Below are 19,442 nucleotides of genomic sequence, written 5' to 3' on the forward strand. Positions count from 1 at the left end.
GACTGAGGAGACCAACATGTCCCAGATCATGTACAACTACCCGGCGATGGTGGCCCACGCGGGCGAGATGTCCAGCTACGCAGGCGCGATGCACGCCGTCGGCGCCGACATCGCCAGTGAGCAGGCCGCGCTGGCGGGCGCCTGGCAGGGCGACACCGCCACCACCTACCAGGCCTGGCAGGCCCAGTGGAACGCCAGCCTCGAGGAACTGGTCCGCGCCTACCGGGCGATGGCGAGCACCCACGAGATGAACACCATGTCGATGGGCGCCCGCGATCAGGCGGAGGGCGCCAAGTGGGGCTGACCCCGCGGGCGGGCATCGGGTGCAGTGGGTCCCAACGCCGTTGAGCTGACCGCCGCCCAGGCGTGGTTCGTCGCCGACACCATCGGGGCCGGGTCGCTGCCCTGGGTGCTGGCGATCACCCCGCCGTACAGCCGCGAGGCGGACCGCGCGGCGTTCACCGCCGAGACGGCGGCTGCGCTCGAATCGCTCGGGGTGCTGTCCGGTGACGGGGTGGTCGACGCCAGGGTCGCCGACTGGGTCCGGGTGGTGTGTCGCGCCGAGCAGTGGCTGGACCTGCGGTTCGTATCCGGCCGCGGTGGACTTCTGCGCGGTGTGGTGGCGCGCCGCGGCGGACAGACGGTCGTCGCGTTGCGCAGCGGCTCCCTGGTCACGTTCACCCGCATGAACATCGACCATCCGCACGCGCTGGTGCCGGTGCTGTGCGCGGGGCTCTCGCAGCGTCCGCCGGCCCGGTTCGCCGAGTTCACACTGCCGACCGACGTGGGCGCCCGCGCGGACGAGCGGATCCGGCAGGGCACGCCGCTGGCGGAGGTGCTCGAATTCCTCGGCATCCCGCCGTCGGCGCGACCCGTCGTCGAGGCGGCGTTCGACGTCACGCGGACCTACGTCGAGATCGTGGCCGGCGAGCACCGCGACGGTCACCGGGTCAGCGCCCAGGTCGGCGTGAGCATCGTCGACACCACCGAGGGCCGGGTGCTGGTGAGCCCGGCCAGGGCATTCGACGGCGAGTGGGTGTCGACGTTCACGCCCGGCACCCCGTTCGCCATCGCCGCGGCCGTCGAACGGCTGACCGGATCCCTGCCCAGCGGGGCGTGGTTTCCCGACCTGCACCTCACTCGAGATTTCGACTCCCGACACCGCGACGACCACAACACGAGAGAACCGAGAACACGACAATGTCCGACAACACTGTGATGCCGATCGTGCGGGTGGCCGTACTCGCCGGTGGCGACGACGGCGGCCGGCTGACCGAGATGGCGCTGCCGGCCGACCTGCCGCTGCGCGAGATCCTGCCTGCGGTGCAGCGTATGGCGCGCCCGCACGACGACGGCGAGGACGGCGACGACTCCGCGGCCCAACCGGCGAGGCTGAGCCTGGCGCCCATCGGCGGTGCGCCGTTCAGCCTCGACGCGACGTTGGACACGGTCGGTGTGGTCGACGGTGACCTGCTGGCGCTGCAACCGGTGCCCGCCGGACCTTCCGCGCCGCGGATCGTCGAAGACATCGCGGACGCGGCGGTGATCTTCTCCGCCGCGCAGGAGAAGCGCTGGGGCCCTTCGCACATCAAGCGGGCTGCGGCATTCGCGGTGCTGGGTCTGGTCCTGGCCGCGACCGGACTGAGCGTGGCGCACCGGATCGTGACCGGGGCTGCCCTCGGCCTGTTCGTCGTCTGCGCGGTGGCGATCGCGGCGGTGCTCGCAGCGCTGCTCAGCCGCGCCGCCGCACCCGCCCTCGCCAGCGCCCTGGCGATCGTCGCGCTGCCGCCGGTGGCCGCCGCGTTCGCGCTCGCGGTGCCCGGCGACTTCGGCGCCGCGCAGATCCTCCTCGCAGCCGCGGGCGTCACCGCCTGGTCGGTGATCAGCCTGACCACCGGGGATCGTGCGGTCGCGCTGTTCACCACCGCCGCCGCAACGGGTTTCGGGGTGCTGCTGACCGCCGCCGTGGCGTCGGTGTGGGCGCTGTCGGAGACCGTGCTGGGCTGCGTGCTCATCCTCATCGGCCTGCTGGTGACCGTGCAGGCCGCACAGTTGTCGGCGATGTGGGCGCGGTTCCCGCTGCCGGTGATTCCCGCGCCCGGTGACCCGACACCGTCGGCGCAACCACTTCGGGTGCTCGAGGACCTGCCGCGCCGCGTGCAGATGAGCCAGTCACACCAGACCGGGTTCCTGGCGGCGGGGGTGCTGCTCAGCGTGACGGGATCCGTTGTGCTGGTCGGGCAGCAGGACGTGTCGCGCTGGGCGTGGTACGTGGTGGTGGCCGCGGCGGCCGGTGCCGTGCTGCGCGCCCGGGTGTGGGATTCGGCGCCCTGCAAAGCGTGGCTGCTGGCCCACCCCCTCCTGCTGACCGTCGTGCTGCTCGTGATGTTCGCCGCCACCGAGCGGTTCGACGCCGCCTGGTGGTCGCTGGCCGCCGCGGCCGTGCTGGCCGTGGTCTGGATCGTCGTCGCCCTCAACCCCTCGATCGCCTCACCCGAGACGTACTCGCTGCCCATGCGGCGCCTCGTCGGCTTCGCCGCGGCGGGTGTCGACGCGTCGCTGATCCCCGTGATGGCCTTCCTCGTCGGGCTGTTCAGCTGGGTGCTCAACAGGTGATCCGACCCCTCGCCCTGCTGGCCGTCACCGGTGCGGTCGCGCTGCTCGGTGCGCCGCCCGCGGTGGCGGTGAGCCCGCCGCAGGTGGAGCCCGGCACGCGTCCACCGTCGGGCAGCGCCGGACCGGTGCAGCCGATGGCGCAGCGCGGTGAGTGCGTCGTCGGCGGCGTGCTACCGGGCAGTGACCCGGGTGCGGTCAGCCCGAACCAGCTGGCGCTCAACCTGTCCGACGCGTGGCAGCACAGCCGCGGGGAGGGCCAGACCGTTGCGGTCATCGACACCGGCGTCACACCGGGCCCACGGCTGCCCGACGTCGAACCGGGTGGGGACTTCCTCGCCTCGACCGACGGGCTCACCGACTGCGACGGGCACGGCACGCTGGTCGCCGGACTGATCGCCGGCCGGCCCGGTGACGACGGTTTCTCCGGCGTGGCGCCCGGCGCGCGGATCGTCTCGATCCGGCAGAACTCGCCGCGGTTCTCACCGGTGAACCCGGGGGAGGACCCCGTGGTGTCCCGTGCCGCGGCCGACGTCGCGAGTCTCGCCCGCGCGGTCGTGCGTGCCGCGGATCTCGGTGCGCGCGTCATCAACATCTCGGTCGTGAGCTGCCTGCCCGCCAACAAGAACGTCGACCAGACCGAACTCGGTGCGGCGCTGCGGTACGCGGCCCGCGAGAAGGATGCGGTGATCGTCGCGGCGGCGGGTAACAACCGCGCAGGCATGAGCACCGGGTCGGCGTGCGAAGCCAATCCGCCTGCAGACCTCAGCCGTCCGGACGACCCGCGCAACTGGGGCGGGGTCACGTCCGTGTCGATCCCCTCCTGGTGGCAGCCGTACGTCCTGTCCGTGGGATCGCTGACCACCGCGGGGCAGCCATCCGAATTCAGCATGTCCGGCCCGTGGGTCGGTATCGCCGCGCCGGGGGAGAGCATCGCGTCGGTCGGCAACGGCCCGGGCGGTGGACTCGTCAACGGCCTGCCCAACGACCGCAACGAACTGTTCCCGGTCAACGGAACGAGTTACGCAGCCGCCTACGTCTCGGGTGTCGCGGCGTTGGTGCGCAGCAGGTTCCCTGACCTCACCGCCGAGCAGGTGGTGCAGCGCCTCACGGCGACCGCCCACGGCGGTCCGCGGTCACCGTCGAATGTGGTGGGTGCGGGCAGCGTCGACCCGGTCGCCGCGCTGACCTGGCAGATCCCCGCCGATCCGGTGGCGACCGTGAATGCGAAACCCGTTGCGGCACCCCCGGTTCCGCCGGAAACCGACCCCATGCCCCGGACCGTTGCCCTGATCGGCACCGCGGCGCTCGCCCTCACGGTGCTCGCCGCCGTGGTGGCGGCCCGACGACGAAAGGACGAGGCCTCATGACGGCCAGGATCACGTTGGCGCTGCTGTTCGTCATACCGGCGGCGCTGGCCTACCCGTGGCGGTCCACCGCGGACCGGTGGCTGCTCGGCGTGGCGATCGTCGCGGTCGTGGTGCTCTTCGCTTGGTGGCGGGGACTTTTCGTCACCGACATCGCGCGCCGCCGCGTCGCGATCCTCGTCCGCAACCGGCGCGGCGGCCACCCCCGCCGCGCGCCGGAGCAGTTCGCCACGGTGGCGCTGCGCGTGGACGCGGCACCGTCGGGGGATCTGCCGCTGCCGCTGCTCGCCGGCTACGTCGACCGCTACGGGGTGCGCGCGCACAAGGTGCGGGTCGTCAGCAGAGATGTCGCCGGTGAGCGGACGACGTGGATCGCGCTGACCGTCGGGGCGGCCGAGAATCTGGCCGCGCTGCGTGCCCGGTCCGCCCGGCTGCCGCTGCATGAGACCACGGAGATCGCGGCCCGCAGGCTCACCGATCACCTGCGTGAACTGGGCTGGACGGTCACCCCCGTCGACGACACCGACTCGCCTTTCCCGCAGTCGGTGCGGGAGACGTGGCGCGGGCTGCGCAGCGACGACGGGTATGTCGCGGCGTACCGGGTGACGGCCGGCGAACAGCTGGTCGACACCCTCGCCGCGGTGGCCGCCCAGCCGTCCTCGGAGACGTGGACCGCCATCGACATCACCGGAACGCCACGGCATCCCGAGGTGAGCGTGGGATGCGCGCTGCGCACCGAGGACCGGCCGCAGGCCCGCGGCCCGCTGCCGGGTCTGACACCCCAGCGTGGCAGGCACCGTCCCGCGGTCGAGGCGCTGCATCCGCTGTCGGTCGAGCGGCTCGAGGGCCGGCCCGCATCGGTCGCCGCGGATGTCCTGGGCCGGCTGACGTGGCCGGTCGACCGGCGGCCGACGCCGGAACTCGTCGAAGCCGCCGCGTCAGACACCCAGTGACCGCTGGACGGCCCGCAGCGTCTGCGCCGACCGTCGCAGCCCGTCGAGTTCGTCCGGGGCGAGCGCCACTTCCAGGACGCGCCCCGCGCCGGCGGCCGACACGACGGTGGGCAGCGAGAGCGCGACGCCGGTGAGGTCGTAGGCGCCGGACTGCACTGCCGACACCGGCAGCACACGGTGCTCATCGCCGACGATCGCTTCCACGATCCGCGCCGTCGCCAGGCCGATGGCGAGGTTCGTGGCACCCTTGCCCGCGATGATCTCGTAGGCGGCGTTGATCACACCTGCGGTGACGGCGTCGCGCGTCGTTCCGTCGAAGACCGGGCGGCCGTCCACGTAGTACGCATCGGCGCGGACACCGCCGATGGAAAGCGTTGACCAGAGCGGGATTTCCGAGTCGCCGTGTTCACCGACGACGAAGGCGTGCACGTTCGCGACGGCGACGGCCGCGCGTTGCGCCACGAGGTAGCGGAACCGGCTGGAGTCGAGCACGGTTCCGGTGCCGAGGATCTGTCCCGGTGCGGCATCGACCGCGTTGGCCGCCGCGTAGGTCACCACGTCGACCGGATTGGTGACGAACAGGATCACCGCGTTCGGCGACTGCGCGAGGAGTTGCGGAGTCATGCTCTGCGCCATCGCCACGTTGGCGGCCGCGAGGTCGAGCCGGCTCTGCCCGGGGTGCTGTTTGGCGCCGGCGGTGACGACAACCACCGCGGAGTCGGCCGTGACGGCGATGTCGTCGGATCCGCCGACCGTGCATTCGGGAACGAACTGGCTGCCGTGGTTCAGGTCGAGGACCTCGGCATGCAGCTTGGCCGCGTTGGTGTCGTAGAGCATCAGCGACCCGGCGGAACCACGGATCAGGCAGGCATAGGCGATCGCGGTGCCCACACTGCCCGCACCGATGATCGACACCTTCGGTGACCGGGCGTTGGGGTTCGGTGCTGTGGGCGAGGAGAGGGTCACGTCGTCAGTCGAACATGAAGTCACGCAGGAAGCGCGTCATCCGGCGAAGATAATCCGGCTGGCTGACGTGCAGGAGATGGTTACCCGGGAACCAGTGGAACGCACACCGATCCCAGTGCTCCCACAGCAGTTCGGCCTGCTGCGGCGGGGCCAACCGGTCGCCGAGGCCGGTGATGATCAGCCGGCGGTCCCGAGCCACCAGCGGCGGATAGTTCAGGGGTGAGGGGTAGCGTGACGCGGCCGCTTCGAGTTCCGGATCCACCCCGGCGATCTGCCGGTTGAGCGCCACCAGCTTGTTGGCGGGGAACCATTCGTCGACCGTGCGGTCGGGGGTCACCACCGGCACATTGGGGATGACGGCCTGGATTCTGTCGTCCACGCATGCCAGCAGTGCCGAGGTGAACCCGCCCAGTGAGATCCCGGTGACCGCGACCCGGTCGACGCCGGTGAATTCCAGATAATCGACGAGGGACCGGAAATCGTGGACGGCCTGGGCCATGGCCTCGGCGAAGCCGGCGAACCCGTTGGCGAAGTAGCCGTATCCGCTGTAGGGAGAATACTTTTCGGCGCGCTGACCATGGAACGGCAGCGTGTACAGCAGGACGTCGTAACCGGACCGGTAAAACCAGGGCAGCGACAGGAATTGGCCGTTGAACAGGTATGCCGACCCCATGAACCCGTGGATGACGCACAGCGTCGGACGCGGTCCGTCGTCATGGCGCCAGTGCTGCGCGTGAACGACGTTGTTTCGCGTGAAACCACGGCACTGGTCACGCAGCGCCGGGTTGACCGCCTCGAAACCGCTGCGGAACCGGATGTTGTGGACGCGGCCGTGCGCCGTCCACTCGGCGACCGGGTTGGCCGGCCGCGAGGAGATGCGGGGCGGCTCGGTCGGCGCCGGATACGACAGTTCCGGATCCTGGGCGGCGGCCAGTTCGCCGTAGAACCGCAAGCGGTCGGCCTCGGCCCGGGTGGTGGACGGCCGCAGCGCGGAGGCGATGACCGACGGCAGCATCGCCGCCCCCACCATCGAGGCGACACCGGTGCGCAAGACGATGTCGGCGGCGGCAGAGGAGTCGACGATCAGGCGCTGGCGCAGCGTGAGGTCGCCGCGTCGCGGCAGCCCGCGCCCACCGGCATCGCCGCCGGCCACGTCGGGCAGTGGGACGGGTGGGTCGACCGGGTCGGCGGATGGTGTCATCGGAGCCGATGGTAGCCCGCGAGGACTGCGTCGAGTGTGTACTCGGGGCGGGAACAAGCGCCGGATCGCACGCTGATCACACACTCGACGCCGGCGACACCCAGTCGGCGGTGCAAGACTGGCGGTATGTGGAACCCCGAGGTGTATCTCGAATTCGCCGACCACCGCGGCAGGCCGTTCTTCGACCTCCTGGCCCGCATCGGTGCGGCGGCGCCCCGGCGGGTGGTCGACCTCGGCTGCGGCCCAGGCAATCTCACGGCGACGCTGCACGGCAGGTGGCCGTCGGCAGTGGTGGAGGCGTGGGACAACTCGCCGGAGATGGTGGCGGCCGCCCGTGAGCACGGGGTGGAGGCGAACGTCGGCGACGTGCGCGACTGGTCACCGCGACCCGACACCGACGTGGTACTGAGCAACGCCACGCTGCACTGGGTGCCCGAACATCGCGAGCTGCTGACGCGGTGGGCCGGTGCGCTGGCGCCCGGATCGTGGCTGGCCATGCAGGTGCCGGGAAACTTCGACGCCCCGTCGCACGACGCGGTGCGGCGGTTGGCAGGTCAGGAGCCGTGGGCGGCCCCGCTGCAAGACATCTTCGCGGCGGACGACGTCGTCGACACGCCGGCGGCCTACGCCGAATTGCTCACCGGCGCGGGCTGCACCGTCGACGCCTGGGAGACCACCTACATCCACGAACTGACCGGTGAGCACCCGGTGCTCGACTGGATCACCGGCACCGCGCTGCGGCCGGTGCGGAGCCGGTTGACCGACGAGCAGTGGGACCGGTTCCGCGACGAGCTGATCCCGCTGCTCGACGAGGCCTACCCGCCGCGGCCCGACGGGCGGACCTTCTTCCCGTTCCGCCGGGTGTTCGTGGTGGCGCGGACCGGTTGAAATCGGGAGTGCTCACGATCCGTTCACGCGCAGCGCCGCGAGCGCACGGTCCGAATTGCGTGGCCCGACAGCGCAAATACCGATGGGTGGTCCGGCCACCGGCAGCGGGCTGCTGACCGCGGGCCGTCCGGTGATTCCGGCCAGGCATGTCAGCTGGAAGGTGCGGGCGCGGATGTCCTCGATCACCTCGCCGCCCAGCGCGGCGCTGTCTCGCGGAGGTGCCACCGATGACGCCGACGGCAGGATCAGCACCGCATCGCCGAGCGCCCCGTCGATCGTGGCGCGCGCGCTCGCCAGGACCGCGTCCGCGTCAGACAGCTCTTCTGCGCTGCGCTTGGCCGCCGCTTCGAAGCGTGACCGCACATCGGGGTTCAGCGACTCCCAGTGCAGGTCGATCCACGCGCCGTGCGCCCGCCACGCCTCCCAGCCCTGACGAGTCTGGAAGGCCTTGACCCACAGCGCCAGCTGGCCGGCGTCGAACTCGATCCGTTCGATCGGCAACTCCACCGACCAGTTGGCAATCGCGCCGCGCACCGCAGAGCCCACGTCCGGATCTGCCAGAGCGATCAGCGACTCAGCGTACACCGCACGCGGGAACGGCACCGCCGCAGGAAGATTCGGCTCCAGAACGTCTGCCACCTTGACCAGCTCGGCGCGGTCGCGCGTCATCCAGCCGACGGTGTCGAACGACGGCGCCAGCGGGATCAGCCCGTCGGCCGAGATCGCACCGTGCGTGGTGCGGATGCCGTACAGCCCCTGATAGGACGAGGGGATCCGGATAGAACCTCCGGTGTCGGTGCCCAGGCCGATCGTCGCCTGCCCGAGTGCGACAGCACTGGCCGGACCCGACGATGATCCACCCGGGATGCGATCCGGGGCGGCGGGATTGGGCGGGGTGCCGTAGTGGCCGTTCGTCCCGGCCAGGCTGTAGGCGAACTCGTCGGTGCGACTGATGCCGGCGATCGCCGCGCCGCCCGCCAACAACGCGGCCACCGCGGGCGCGGTCGATGTCTCGACCGGCGCCTGGGCAAGCCACACCTCGTTGCCTGCCCCGACCTTGTGACCGGCGACGTCGTAGAGGTCTTTGACCGCAACGGTACCGCCGGTGAGCGGCCCGGAACCGGTGGGTCCGACCAGGGGTGTGCCGTATTCACGCCACACGGTGCTGTCGAAGTCGGAGTCGGGCGCCGCCCACGAGGTCGCCGTGGCGGCGAGGCCGAACGCTCCCACCGTCGCAGTACTTGTCACTGCCAAGAACCGCCGTCGAGTGATCGCTTCCATCGTCCGCCTTTCGGGAGCCGGGTTGCCTGTCCGAGACTGTAGGGGCACCCTGTTACCCAGGCGTAAAACGCTGCCTGCTGTCGAGTAGGTCGATCACTTGCGCGACGAGGGCGGGGATGTCCGCGCCCGTGGTGTCGAGGACCAGGTCGGGATCATCCGGCGGCTCATACGGCGCGTCCACCCCCGTCAGACCCTTCAGCTCGCCGGCGCGGGCGCGGGCGTAAAGCCTCTTCGGGTCGCGCTTTTCGCACTCCTCGACCGGGGTGGCCACGTAGACCTCGATGAACGGCAGCTTCGCCGCGTGGTTGAGGGTGCGCGCGATCTCCCGGTCGGATTTCAGCGGCGATACCAGCGACGCCAGCGCGACGACACCCGCATCGGCGAACAGGCGGGTCAGATGCCCGACTCGGCGGATGTTCTCGGCCCGGTCACCCGCGGAGAAGCCGAGGTCGTCGGACAGCCCGTGGCGGATGTTGTCGCCGTCGAGCAGATACGCCACCTGTCCCGACTCGACGAGCGCACGTTCGACCGCGACCGCGATCGTCGACTTGCCGGAGGCGGGCAGCCCGGTGAACCAGATCGTCGCACCGCGCTGGCCTGTCGACGTCCACCGGTGGGTGCGGTCGAGTGACGAAGGGTGCCAACGGATGTCGTTGCGTGTCTGCGCCCCGGGGGTGACCTCGCGCGGCTCGAGGATAGTGCCGGCGCCGACGGTGTCGTTACTCGACTCGTCGATGAGGATGAACGCGCCGCTGTCGCGGTTGTCGGCGTACGCGTCGGTCACCACCACCGAACTGGTGCGCAGCGTCACCGAACCGATGTCGTTGAGCACCAACTCCACCGGGTTGTCGAGCTCGTCGAGCGTCTCGGGATCGAGACGGCTGTGCAGGGCCTGGACCGTCGCGCGCACCGTGCTGGTGCCCTGTTTGAGCGAGAGCCGGTCACCGGCGCGCAGCGGGGCGTCGGTGAACCAGCACACCGTCGCATCGAGTTCGCGGGCCATCACCGGCAGGGCGGCGTCCTCGGTGCCGCTGACGAAGACATCGCCCCGGCCGACGTCGATGTCGTCGGCCAGTTCGATCGACACGGACAGTGGGGCGACGGCGGTGGGCCGGTCGTCGTCGAGGGTGTCGACCACCGTGACGGTCGAGCGGGTGCCGGCCGGCAGGCTCACGACGGTGTCGCCGACGCTCAGGGTGCCCGCCGACAGCCGTCCGGTGTAGCGGCGGCGTTGCTCGGCCGTCGGCCGCGACACCCACTGCACCGGCAACCGGAGCTTGGCCGGCTCCGGGTGCGGTGGGATGAGTTCGACGGCCTCGAGGTACTCCAGCAGCGTCGGCCCGTCATACCAGGGCGTGCGCCCCGACCGGTGCACGACGTTGTCGCCCTGTTTGGCCGCGATCGGGATGACCGTGAGGTCGAGGCCGCCGAGCCGTGCCGACATCTGGCGCAGTTCGCCGTGCACCCGGGCGAAGCGGTCCGCGTCGAAGTCGACCAGATCGATCTTGTTCACTGCCGCGACGAAGTGCTTGATGCCCAACAGCTTTGCGATGCGGGCGTGCCGATTGGTCTGGCGCAGCACACCGGCCCGCGCGTCGACCAACAGCACCGCCACGTGGGCGTTGGAGGCGCCGGTGAACATGTTGCGGGTGTAGCGCTCGTGGCCGGGGGTGTCGGCCAGGATGTAGCTGCGGTTGGCCGTGGAGAAGAACCGGTAGGCGACGTCGATCGTGATGCCCTGCTCGCGTTCTGCGCGCAGACCGTCCGACAGCGCGGCGAGGTCGGCGATGCCCTCTTCGTCGGTCACGGCCTCGAGGTGGTCGAGCGGCAGGCTGTCGGTGTCGTGCAGCAACCGGCCGATCAGCGTGTTCTTGCCGTCGTCGACGGAACCGGCGGTGGCGATGCGGAGCAGTTGGCGGGTCGTCTTCTGAGATGACATCAGAAATACCCTTCGCGTTTCCGGTCCTCCATGGCCGCAACGGAAGTGCGGTCATCCGCGCGGGTCTCACCGCGTTCGGACACCGTCGCCGCGGAGATCTCGGAGATGACGCGCTCGATGTCGGTGGCCTGCGAGCGGACCGCGCCGGTGATGGTCAGGTCGCCGACCGTGCGGTAGCGCACCCACTCCACTGCGGCGGTCTCGCCGTCGGCGGGCTGCGTGTATTCCGACACCGCGAGCAGGATGCCGTCACGGGCGAAAACCTCACGCCGATGGGCGAAGTAGATCGACGGCAGCTCGAGATCCTCCAGTTGGATGTAGCGCCAGACGTCGAGTTCGGTCCAGTTGCTCAGCGGGAACACCCGGACCTGTTCGCCCTTCTTGATGCGTCCGTTGTAGAGCGACCACGGCTCCGGGCGCTGTGCGCGCGGATCCCACTGCCCGAACTCGTCACGGAAACTCAGGATGCGCTCCTTGGCGCGGGCCCGCTCCTCGTCGCGGCGGGCGCCACCGAAGGCCGCGTCGAAGCCCCCCTCGTCCAGCGCGTCGAGCAGGGTGCGGGTCTGTTGCCGGTTGCGCGACGCCCCCGGACCCGGATCCGCCACGCGCCCTGTGTCGATGGACTCCTGCACCGAGGCGACGATGAGTCTGTGGCCGTGTCCGGTGACGCGGCGATCGCGGAACTCGATCACCTCGTCGAAGTTGTGCCCGGTGTCGACGTGCATGACGGGGAACGGCAGCGGGGCAGGACGGAACGCCTTCTCCGCCAACCTCAGCAGAACAATCGAATCCTTACCGGCGCTGAACAGCAGGACGGGGCGTTCGAGTTCGGCGACCACCTCACGGATGATGTGGACGGCTTCGGCTTCCAGGAGCCGCAGTTCGTCGACCCGCAGGGCGTCGAGGTCGGCGGTCGTCATGTCGGCAGACCGTTCCGCTCCGCATCGGCGCGGTAGCGGTCCACCCACTCATCGGAGCGCTGGTCGGCCTGGCGTTCGAGCACCGGGGACGGCGCCAGGCGGGGGTCCTGGCCGAGTCTCTCGAGGACGTCGGCGACCACCTCGGTGAGGTTGCGCCACAGCACCGGGTAGGGCACGTCGATCGGCTCGACGTTCTCCTCGGCGAACCAGGTGCGCCAGCCTTCCTCCTGTGCGCGAAGCATTTTCACGACGTGGGCGATGGCGCCGGCGTGATACTCCGCCCGGGCGTCGCGCCCCGGGTCCGGGCGGCCGCGCCACACCCGGGTCTGCACGGCACGCCAGAACGAGACCGCCTGCGAGATCACGTCGGGCCGGTACACGTGCACCAGCACCGGATCGCTGCCCACGACGTCGCGGATGGCGGCGAGCAGTCCGTCGCCGGAGCGGTCCGGCAGGTCCTTGGCCCGGTCGAGCAGCAGCGGCGTCTGGTTCCACATCAGCTTGCCGCCCCAGATGCCGTTGGGGGTGCGGCCCACCGTGCGGATGTAGTCCCGCCAGATGGTCGCGGGCGCCAGATCCGGTGTCCCGGCGTCGAGGGGATCCAGAAGACGCAGGATCGATTCGTCGTCCACGTCGGCGAACCATTCCCGCGGCTGGGGCGCCTGACTGGTCTTGGGCAGGTACTGGAAGAACTCCTGCGGTTCACCGGCGACACCGGTGGCGCGCAGGGATTCCACCAGTAGCGTGCTGCCACTGCGCTGCGACGCGAGGACCAGATATGCCGTGGGCTGAGAAGGCATGGGCGTGAGCCTAACCGCACCGCAATTCGGCTGCCTACCCGGCAGTTACGTTCACGGTGAGTAAATTCATTGCGCTGTCCGGCGCTCGTCTTCGATGCCGCGGTCGGCGGCGATGGCCGAACGACTGGTGACGTCGCGCCCGTGAATGCGCAGATACGTCTCGGTGTATCGGTCGGATATTCGCGTACCCGCGAAATCCGACGGGATGACGTCATTGGTTTTCACGCGCCAGTCGTCCAGGAGCAGCGCGAGATCACCCGCGACCGTCTCGGCGTTGATCTTGTTCTCCGACGTCAGCAGGTTGCGCTGCTCGGTCGGGTCGGCGCGGAGGTCGTAGAGCTCCCGCGCGGGGCGTTCCGTGCGTGCGCGCGGTCCGACGATGCGTCCGGGGGCGCTTTCGGCGATGTCCCAGGGCAGGTCCAGCAACGGTCGATTCGCGTAATTCTCGATGTAGCTGTATTTCTTGGTGCGGATCGCCCGGATGGGGTCGAAGGAATCGTGATAGGTCTTTGTCGTGTACACCGCGGTGCGCACCTCCCGTGTGTTTTCGGGGCCGCCCAGCAAATTGTCGGCATGCGAAAGACCGTCGACTTCTCCGGGAATGTCGACGCCGAGCACGTCGAGCAGCGTGGGCAGTAGGTCGACACCGCTGAACAGATCGTCGTAGACGCCGGGGGAGATGCCCGCGTCACGCGGTGGCCGGATGATCATCGCGATGCCGGTACCAGCGTCATAGAGCGTGGACTTCGCCCGCGGCAGCGCCGGGCCGTGGTCGGTCATGAACACCACCCAGGTGCTGCGGTCCAGACCGGTGGCCTCCAACGTGTCGAGCAGCGTTCCGACCGCGGCGTCCGCGACCGTGATCGACCCGTAGAAGTCGGCAAGATCCTGGCGTACCGCGTCGTCGTCGGGGAGATAGTCCGGCAGCTCCACGGCGTCGGCGTCGGCCGGTTCGTAGCGTTCCCGCGGGTAGGGGCGGTGGGTTTCGAAGAAGCCCGCAGTCAGCAGGAACGGTTGCCGAGGTGCGTTCTGCAGCCAGTCGGTGGCGTGTGCGACGACGTATTCGCAGTAGGAATTGGACACGTCGAATTCGGCGAAACCCAACTTCGCCGGATACGACGTCTCGTGTTGCATGCCGAAAAGAGCCGTGTGCCAACCGTTCTCGGAGAGCACATGCGGAAGGGTGCGGACACCGGCGCGATACTCCCAGCCGTGGTGCGCCAACCCGACCAGGCCGTTGCCCTGCGGGTAGCGGCCCGTGAACAGCGACCCTCGCGACGGTGAGCACAGCGGTGCGGTGGCGTGGGCGCGGGTGAACAGGATGCTCTCGGCGGCGAAGCGGTCGAGGCGGGGGCTGTGCACATCCGCGTGCCCGTAGGCGCCGAGGTAGCGGCCGAGGTCGTGCCAGTGGACGATCAGCACGTTGGCGCGCTGCGAGGGTGTCACGTGTTCTTGTCCGGTCACGCTGCTCCACAGAAGCGGTTCGCGGTCTGTTCGGCAAGTGTTCGGCTCATTCGAAGCAACTTATCCGCGACCGCCGGCCGTCCGCAGATCTAGGCTCATCGCATGGACGAGTTCTCCGACGACGTGGTCGCGTTCCTGTCCGGGGGCACGCGAACCGCCAAGCTCGGCTACGTCGCATCCGACGGCAGGCCACTTGTGGCGCCGGTGTGGTTCGTGGTCGACGGCAACCAGCTGGTCTTCAACACCGGGCGCGACACAGCGAAGGGGCGTGCGTTACGCCGCGACCCCCGGGTGGTCATCTGCGTCGACGATCAGCATCCGCCCTACTCGTTCGTCCAGGTGCAGGGCATCGCGTCGGCGATCGAAGATCCCGAAGAGGTGCTCGACACCGCGACGCGTATCGGCGGGCGGTACATGGGGCAGGACCGCGCGGAGGAGTTCGGTCGCCGTAACGGGGTGCCGGGCGAACTGGTCGTCCGCGTCACGCCGACGAAGGTCATCGCAGCGTTCGATCTCGCCGACTGACCGGTCTTACGGCCGGTAGGGCACCCCGACCGCCCGGAAGACCCACTCCGGGGGAACGCTGTAGGCCAGCGAACAGGTGGGCAGTCCCAGCAGGATGTCCTCGGGGATGTCGTTCTTGTAGTGCAGCGTCAACTGGCCTTTGCAGCGTGGATCCACCGCGGAGACGTCGACCTCGATGTGTAGGCCCGTCGCGGACAGTTCAGCGGTGACCGGCCCGTCGGCCGGCGCGTCCCAGCGCTGGTCGATGGTCCGGCCGGCCAACCCCGGGACGGTCGACAGAGTGGCGAGCACACGGTGATTGGTGAGCACGAGTGCGCCGGTGTATCCCGACACGCTGCCGGCGGAGCGTTTACCCGGGATCGACCCGGTGAACCTGCGGGTGACGGGGACGAACTCCGCCAGGTGCAGGACACCCTCGGCCTGCACCTGGGTACGCATCTCCTCGGGCAGCTTGCCGATACGGAGCAGCTTGCGAAGGAGTAGCGCCATGTGAAGTGAGGGTAATCGCCGGACCGGTATCGCGATCGGGGCGTCGGTTACCGTTTCCCGATATGGTCGCCCACCCGAACAACGTGGTCGCGTCTCGCCGGGCCGTCACGGCGGGCGTCGCGATCACCGTCGGAGTGCTCGTGGCCGGGCTGTGCTGGGCGAAGTGGACGCCCTACCTCGGCAAGGCGATGACGGCCGCACGCACCCACGAGTGGTCGGGCAAAGACATCCTCGGCGTCGGAGGTGTCCGCGCGGGTGACGCCCCGACGTGGTCTGCCGCCACGTCGTTCGTCGAGGCCTACGTGCTGTCGATCTGGCCCGCCCTGGTGGTGGCTCTGCTGCTCAGCGCCTGCGTGCAGGCATTCGTACCGCGCGCCTGGCTGCCGCGGCTGCTGAACCGCCGGCGTCTCGTCTCGACCGCACTGGCCGGCGGCGCGGCGAGCATGCCGTCGATGATGTGCACGTGCTGCGCGGCGCCCGTGGCGGTGACGCTGCGGCGCAGCGGCGTCACCAGGGCGGCGGCGGTCGCGTACTGGCTGGGCAATCCGCTGCTCAACCCCGCGGTGCTGGTGTTCCTCCTCTTCGTCGCACCGTGGCAATGGACGGTGACCCGGCTGGTGGTCGGCGCCGCGGCGGTCGTGGGGATCGCCGCCCTGGTGGGCCTGCTCACGCGGCGAGACGACGTCCCCGCACCGTCGAGCACCGCAGGCGCATGGGCGGGTGACGGCGGAGCAGCGGAATCCGCACCCAAACGATTAGTCACGGCGCTGCTGCGGCTCTGCCTCGTTCTCCTGCCCGAGTACCTCGTCGTCGTGCTGGTGATCGGCGCGACCAGGGGTTGGCTGCTGTCGCTGATCGAGCCGGAGCACCAGGGACTGCTGGTCGTGGTCGTCGCGGCGGTGCTCGGCACGCTGCTGGTCATCCCCACCGCCGGGGAGATCCCGATCCTGCAGGGCCTTGCGCTGCTGGGGCTTTCGTCGGGGGTGCTCGGCGCCCTCCTGATCACCCTTCCGGCGGTCAGCCTTCCCGGCGTCGCGATGGTCGTCCGCGCGTTCGGATGGAAGACGGTCAGCGTCACCGCCGTCATGGTCGTGCTGGCTGGGCTGGTCGGGGCAGCGGTGCTGACCCTGCTGCTGTGACGGGTAGACAGGCGTGATGCCCCACCGCGCATGGCTCGTCGGTTCGGCGGTGTTCGCGGTCGGGGTGTTCGCCCTCATGTGGGTCGGTTATTCGCAGCAGTGGCCGTGGCTCGCCCGTGCCGACCTGGCCGCCCTCGAACCGCTCGACCGCTACGGCGCCGCCCACCCCGGGTGGGTGACCGCGTGGGATCTGTACTGCACGGTGCTGGGGCCGACGGTGTTGCGGCTCGCGGGCCTGGTCGTCATCGCCGTGGCGCTGGTTCGGCGCCGGGTCAGGACCGCGGTGTTCCTCGTGCTGACCGTCGAGCTGTCCGGCCTGCTTCTGGTGACCGCCAAGGCGATCGCCGACCGGCCACGCCCGGCCACCGCCTTGGTGCTCGCACAGTCGACGTCTTTTCCGTCCGGCCACGCCCTGGGTCTGATGGTATGCGTGCTGGCGTTTCTCACCGTGCTGCTGCCCATGCTGCCCTCCGCCGCACGCGGCTGGGCGATCGCGGCGGGGGTGGTGCTCATCGCGTCGATCGGGGTGGGCCGGGTCGTCCTCAACGTCCACCACCCCTCCGACGTCGTGGCCGGGTGGGCGTTGGGCTATGCCTACTTCATCGTCTGCCTGCTGCTGTACCCACCGCGTGTCAGTCCAGGGGACGGAACACCGGCAGCACCCGGTACTGCGCGCTGAAGCTCGCGGTCTCGACCTCCAGGCCGACTTCGCCGTCGCACGCCAGCACGGTGGGTCCGTCAACGGCGGTGAAGGTGAACTGCGGCACCCGCATTTCGTGGTAGAGCGGGCTGCGCGTCAACCGGCCGAGCATCAGCGCGGTGAGTATCCGCACCCGGCTGAACCGCCGCCCGGTCTCCAGGATGCGCACATCGAGGAGCCCGTCGTCCATGCGGTGCCGTTGCGCCGGTGCGAAACCCGACGGCAGGTAGGTCGAGTTGCCCAGGAAGAACAGCGGCGTCTCCAGCGTCTGGTTGTCGTACTGGATGCGCACCGATTCGCCACGGCGCAGCGTGTGGAACATCGCGTACAGGCCCGCCAGCGGTTTGCCGACCTTGTGCTCCAACTTTTCGCGGGTCTGCACGAACTGCGGGTAGGCGCCGATGCTGGCGGTGTTGATCACCATGTGGTCCTCGTTGAGGCATACGAGGTCGACGCATGCCACGGTGCCGCGCCGGATGGCCTCGACCGTCCTGGCCACCGAATCGCAGCCGATGTCCTTCGCGAAGTGGTTGAACGTGCCACCCGGGAACACCGCGAGCGGTAGCCCCGCCTGCAGCGCGATACCGGCCGCGGACGCCACGGTGCCGTCCCCCCCGCCGACGGCCAGCACCTCGGCGCGGCCGGCAGCCTCCCGCAGCACCGCCTTGAGGTCGGCGCCCTCGCCCAACTCGACGATCTCGGTACGTGGCAACGCCTTACGAACGTCCTCGACCACCCGCGCGCCGTTCCCGCCGCCGCTGGCCGGGTTGATCACCAGCACCACTCCGGCGCCGTCGGGCCGCGGCGGCGTGGGCACGCGCAGGGGGGCGGCCGTCGGCAGCTTCGTCGGCGTGGTCGGCGGAACCACCCGGGCGCCGAGCACCGCGATGCCCGCGCCGAGACCGAACCCGGCGAAAACGTCGCCGGGATAGTGCGCACCTGTCGCCACCCGGGACAGCCCGACGAGTCCGGCCAGTAGCGAAACCGCCAAACCTACTGGGGGACTTTCCAATCCGACACCGACCGCGAATGCCGCCGCACTCGCCGAGTGGCCCGACGGCAGTGAGTTCGACGTCGGGAAGCGCCGACCCCGCCGGGCCAGCGGCACCAACGCATAACTGGGCCGCGGGCGCTTCCAGATGCGCTTGGCGCCCTGGTTGGCGACCAGGCTGGTGATTCCCAGTGTCATCACTCCGCGCGCGGCGCCGCGCCGCGTCCGCGGCCCGCCGACCGCCATCAACCCGGCGGCGAGGGCGAACCAGAGCTTCGAATGGTCGGCCGCCCTGGTGAGCCGGGGCATCGTCGCGTCGAGCAGCGGACTTGGCGAGTTCGCGACCGCCTCGAAGACCTCACGGTCGAGGCTGCCGAGGCCCTTACCGATCTGTCGGAGGCTGTTACCGCGGCGCCGGATACGCAGGTCCATACGGCCAACCTAGCGGGCGCACTGTCGGCACGCGTTCACCTGGGACGTTCTCGGTCGCGACCCGATCGTGTCCCGACGTTGACGTAACCGAGAAGTGGCCCGCCCAAGATGGGTGGGATGCGCCGACTGTTCACCTTGCTGTGCGTGGTCGCGGTGCTCCTGGTCGCCGGGGCGCCGGCCGCACCCGCCGCCGCGCCGTGGTTCGCGTCGTCGGTCGGTGCGGCCACACAGGTGATATCCGTTGTCGGCGTGGGGGGTTCCTCGGCGAAGATGGACGTGTACCAACGCGGCGCGGCCGGTTGGCAGCCGATCGGCGTCGGAATCCCCGCATTCATCGGCGCCAAGGGGATGGCGCCGCAGACCCACGACGGCCAGATGAAGACGCCGATGGGGGTGTTCACCCTCGACTTCGCGTTCGGCACCGCCCCCAGCCCCGGCGGGGGTCTGCCCTACGTCCAGGTCGGGCCCGACCACTGGTGGGACGGCGATATGAAGAGCCCCACCTACAACACCATGCAGGTGTGCAAGAAAGACCAGTGCCGCTTCGACACGTCGCTGAGCGCAGGGACCGAGAACCTCGACATCCCGCAGTACAAGCACGCGGTGGTGATGGGGGTGAACAAGGCGCGCGTGCCCGGCAACGGCGGCGCGTTCTTCGTGCACTCCACCGGGGGCGGACCGACCGCCGGCTGCGTGGCCATCGACGACGGCACACTGGTCGAGGTCATGCGGTGGCTGAGGCCCGGTGCGCTGATCGCGATCTCGCAGTAAATG

19 protein-coding genes are annotated in these 19,442 nt (G+C 70.0%); 10 read left to right on the forward strand and 9 right to left on the reverse strand.

The window, feature by feature from the left end; translation table 11 throughout:
* Positions 1-16 precede the first annotated feature (16 nt).
* The 5 genes from I7X18_RS02285 to eccE are packed head-to-tail and all read left to right on the forward strand — an operon-like array spanning position 17 to position 4,933.
* Positions 17-304 (forward strand): WXG100 family type VII secretion target, encoded by a 288-nt coding sequence (locus tag I7X18_RS02285; protein ID WP_193044752.1) that lies wholly within the window; start codon positions 17-19, stop codon positions 302-304.
* Positions 305-328: 24 nt separating this feature from the next.
* The gene (locus I7X18_RS02290) at positions 329-1,219 is read left to right on the forward strand and encodes an ESX secretion-associated protein EspG (RefSeq protein ID WP_193044751.1); all 891 of its coding nucleotides are present in this window, start codon (positions 329-331) and stop codon (positions 1,217-1,219) included.
* Entirely contained in the window at positions 1,201-2,616 is a 1,416-nt protein-coding gene (gene eccD, locus I7X18_RS02295) for a type VII secretion integral membrane protein EccD (RefSeq protein ID WP_193044750.1), read from the forward strand. The genes I7X18_RS02290 and eccD overlap by 19 nt, the downstream gene beginning before the upstream one ends.
* Positions 2,613-3,983, forward strand: a complete 1,371-nt coding sequence (gene mycP, locus I7X18_RS02300; RefSeq protein WP_193044749.1) for a type VII secretion-associated serine protease mycosin — start codon at positions 2,613-2,615, stop codon at positions 3,981-3,983. Before eccD ends, mycP begins: the two co-directional genes overlap by 4 nt.
* Positions 3,980-4,933: a type VII secretion protein EccE gene (gene eccE / locus I7X18_RS02305; RefSeq protein WP_193044748.1), complete on the forward strand. Its 954-nt coding sequence runs from the start codon at positions 3,980-3,982 to the stop codon at positions 4,931-4,933. Before mycP ends, eccE begins: the two co-directional genes overlap by 4 nt.
* Here eccE and I7X18_RS02310 read toward each other — a convergent pair.
* Both I7X18_RS02310 and I7X18_RS02315 read right to left on the reverse strand, forming a co-directional pair.
* A complete protein-coding gene (locus I7X18_RS02310; protein ID WP_193044747.1) occupies positions 4,919-5,899 on the reverse strand; it encodes an L-lactate dehydrogenase in 981 nt (326 codons plus the stop codon). The genes eccE and I7X18_RS02310 overlap by 15 nt on opposite strands.
* A 4-nt stretch (positions 5,900-5,903) precedes the next feature.
* Positions 5,904-7,100, reverse strand: coding sequence for an alpha/beta hydrolase family protein (locus tag I7X18_RS02315; protein ID WP_193044746.1), 1,197 nt, complete (start codon positions 7,098-7,100; stop codon positions 5,904-5,906).
* A gap of 126 nt (positions 7,101-7,226) precedes the next feature.
* Between I7X18_RS02315 and I7X18_RS02320 the strand changes: the two genes are divergently transcribed.
* Positions 7,227-7,988: a trans-aconitate 2-methyltransferase gene (locus tag I7X18_RS02320; protein WP_193044745.1), complete on the forward strand. Its 762-nt coding sequence runs from the start codon at positions 7,227-7,229 to the stop codon at positions 7,986-7,988.
* A 12-nt stretch (positions 7,989-8,000) separates the two neighbouring features.
* Here the strand turns inward: I7X18_RS02320 and I7X18_RS02325 are convergent, their stop codons facing one another.
* The 5 genes from I7X18_RS02325 to I7X18_RS02345 form a co-directional block, all read right to left on the reverse strand.
* Positions 8,001-9,236 carry an amidase family protein gene (locus I7X18_RS02325; RefSeq protein ID WP_232375392.1) on the reverse strand — a complete coding sequence of 412 codons (1,236 nt, stop codon included), beginning with the start codon at positions 9,234-9,236 and terminating at the stop codon, positions 8,001-8,003.
* Between the two features lie 85 nt (positions 9,237-9,321).
* On the reverse strand, positions 9,322-11,208 hold the full coding sequence (gene cysC / locus I7X18_RS02330; RefSeq protein WP_193044743.1) for a sulfate adenylyltransferase subunit CysN: 1,887 nt from the start codon (positions 11,206-11,208) through the stop codon (positions 9,322-9,324).
* Positions 11,208-12,128, reverse strand: a complete 921-nt coding sequence (gene cysD / locus I7X18_RS02335) for a sulfate adenylyltransferase subunit CysD (RefSeq protein WP_193044742.1) — start codon at positions 12,126-12,128, stop codon at positions 11,208-11,210. Before cysD ends, cysC begins: the two co-directional genes overlap by 1 nt.
* The gene (gene stf0, locus I7X18_RS02340) at positions 12,125-12,928 is read right to left on the reverse strand and encodes a trehalose 2-sulfotransferase (protein WP_193044741.1); all 804 of its coding nucleotides are present in this window, start codon (positions 12,926-12,928) and stop codon (positions 12,125-12,127) included. The genes cysD and stf0 overlap by 4 nt, the downstream gene beginning before the upstream one ends.
* A gap of 66 nt (positions 12,929-12,994) precedes the next feature.
* On the reverse strand, positions 12,995-14,392 hold the full coding sequence (locus I7X18_RS02345; RefSeq protein ID WP_232375393.1) for a sulfatase family protein: 1,398 nt from the start codon (positions 14,390-14,392) through the stop codon (positions 12,995-12,997).
* A gap of 102 nt (positions 14,393-14,494) precedes the next feature.
* Between I7X18_RS02345 and I7X18_RS02350 the strand changes: the two genes are divergently transcribed.
* On the forward strand, positions 14,495-14,917 hold the full coding sequence (locus tag I7X18_RS02350; protein ID WP_193044740.1) for a PPOX class F420-dependent oxidoreductase: 423 nt from the start codon (positions 14,495-14,497) through the stop codon (positions 14,915-14,917).
* Between the two features lie 6 nt (positions 14,918-14,923).
* On the opposite strand, the gene I7X18_RS02355 is transcribed toward I7X18_RS02350, so the two are convergent.
* Positions 14,924-15,406 (reverse strand): hypothetical protein, encoded by a 483-nt coding sequence (locus tag I7X18_RS02355; RefSeq protein WP_193044739.1) that lies wholly within the window; start codon positions 15,404-15,406, stop codon positions 14,924-14,926.
* A 62-nt stretch (positions 15,407-15,468) separates the two neighbouring features.
* Between I7X18_RS02355 and I7X18_RS02360 the strand changes: the two genes are divergently transcribed.
* Entirely contained in the window at positions 15,469-16,545 is a 1,077-nt protein-coding gene (locus I7X18_RS02360) for a permease (RefSeq protein WP_193044738.1), read from the forward strand.
* 16 nt (positions 16,546-16,561) lie between these two features.
* Complete coding sequence (locus tag I7X18_RS02365) at positions 16,562-17,224, forward strand: phosphatase PAP2 family protein (protein WP_193044737.1); 663 nt, start codon at positions 16,562-16,564, stop codon at positions 17,222-17,224.
* Here I7X18_RS02365 and I7X18_RS02370 read toward each other — a convergent pair.
* Positions 17,178-18,668, reverse strand: coding sequence for a bifunctional phosphatase PAP2/diacylglycerol kinase family protein (locus I7X18_RS02370; protein ID WP_193044736.1), 1,491 nt, complete (start codon positions 18,666-18,668; stop codon positions 17,178-17,180). The two genes, I7X18_RS02365 and I7X18_RS02370, sit on opposite strands and share 47 nt — an antisense overlap.
* Positions 18,669-18,785: 117 nt before the next feature.
* Between I7X18_RS02370 and I7X18_RS02375 the strand changes: the two genes are divergently transcribed.
* Positions 18,786-19,439, forward strand: coding sequence for a L,D-transpeptidase family protein (locus I7X18_RS02375; protein WP_193044735.1), 654 nt, complete (start codon positions 18,786-18,788; stop codon positions 19,437-19,439).
* Positions 19,440-19,442 lie beyond the last annotated feature (3 nt).

The organism is Mycolicibacterium baixiangningiae, assembly GCF_016313185.1.
Classification (GTDB): domain Bacteria; phylum Actinomycetota; class Actinomycetes; order Mycobacteriales; family Mycobacteriaceae; genus Mycobacterium; species Mycobacterium baixiangningiae.

What these genes read in the sequence shown, in the direction of transcription:
- I7X18_RS02370 (WP_193044736.1), bottom strand. Translation starts at nt 18,668, where the DNA reads ATGGACCTGCGTATCCGGCGCCGCGGTAACAGCCTCCGACAGATCGGT.
- cysD (WP_193044742.1), bottom strand. Translation starts at nt 12,128, where the DNA reads ATGACGACCGCCGACCTCGACGCCCTGCGGGTCGACGAACTGCGGCTC.
- I7X18_RS02375 (WP_193044735.1), top strand. Translation starts at nt 18,786, where the DNA reads ATGCGCCGACTGTTCACCTTGCTGTGCGTGGTCGCGGTGCTCCTGGTC.
- I7X18_RS02355 (WP_193044739.1), bottom strand. Translation starts at nt 15,406, where the DNA reads ATGGCGCTACTCCTTCGCAAGCTGCTCCGTATCGGCAAGCTGCCCGAG.
- stf0 (WP_193044741.1), bottom strand. Translation starts at nt 12,928, where the DNA reads ATGCCTTCTCAGCCCACGGCATATCTGGTCCTCGCGTCGCAGCGCAGT.
- cysC (WP_193044743.1), bottom strand. Translation starts at nt 11,208, where the DNA reads ATGTCATCTCAGAAGACGACCCGCCAACTGCTCCGCATCGCCACCGCC.
- I7X18_RS02320 (WP_193044745.1), top strand. Translation starts at nt 7,227, where the DNA reads ATGTGGAACCCCGAGGTGTATCTCGAATTCGCCGACCACCGCGGCAGG.
- I7X18_RS02365 (WP_193044737.1), top strand. Translation starts at nt 16,562, where the DNA reads ATGCCCCACCGCGCATGGCTCGTCGGTTCGGCGGTGTTCGCGGTCGGG.
- I7X18_RS02360 (WP_193044738.1), top strand. Translation starts at nt 15,469, where the DNA reads ATGGTCGCCCACCCGAACAACGTGGTCGCGTCTCGCCGGGCCGTCACG.
- I7X18_RS02350 (WP_193044740.1), top strand. Translation starts at nt 14,495, where the DNA reads ATGGACGAGTTCTCCGACGACGTGGTCGCGTTCCTGTCCGGGGGCACG.
- I7X18_RS02285 (WP_193044752.1), top strand. Translation starts at nt 17, where the DNA reads ATGTCCCAGATCATGTACAACTACCCGGCGATGGTGGCCCACGCGGGC.
- eccE (WP_193044748.1), top strand. Translation starts at nt 3,980, where the DNA reads ATGACGGCCAGGATCACGTTGGCGCTGCTGTTCGTCATACCGGCGGCG.
- eccD (WP_193044750.1), top strand. Translation starts at nt 1,201, where the DNA reads ATGTCCGACAACACTGTGATGCCGATCGTGCGGGTGGCCGTACTCGCC.
- I7X18_RS02315 (WP_193044746.1), bottom strand. Translation starts at nt 7,100, where the DNA reads ATGACACCATCCGCCGACCCGGTCGACCCACCCGTCCCACTGCCCGAC.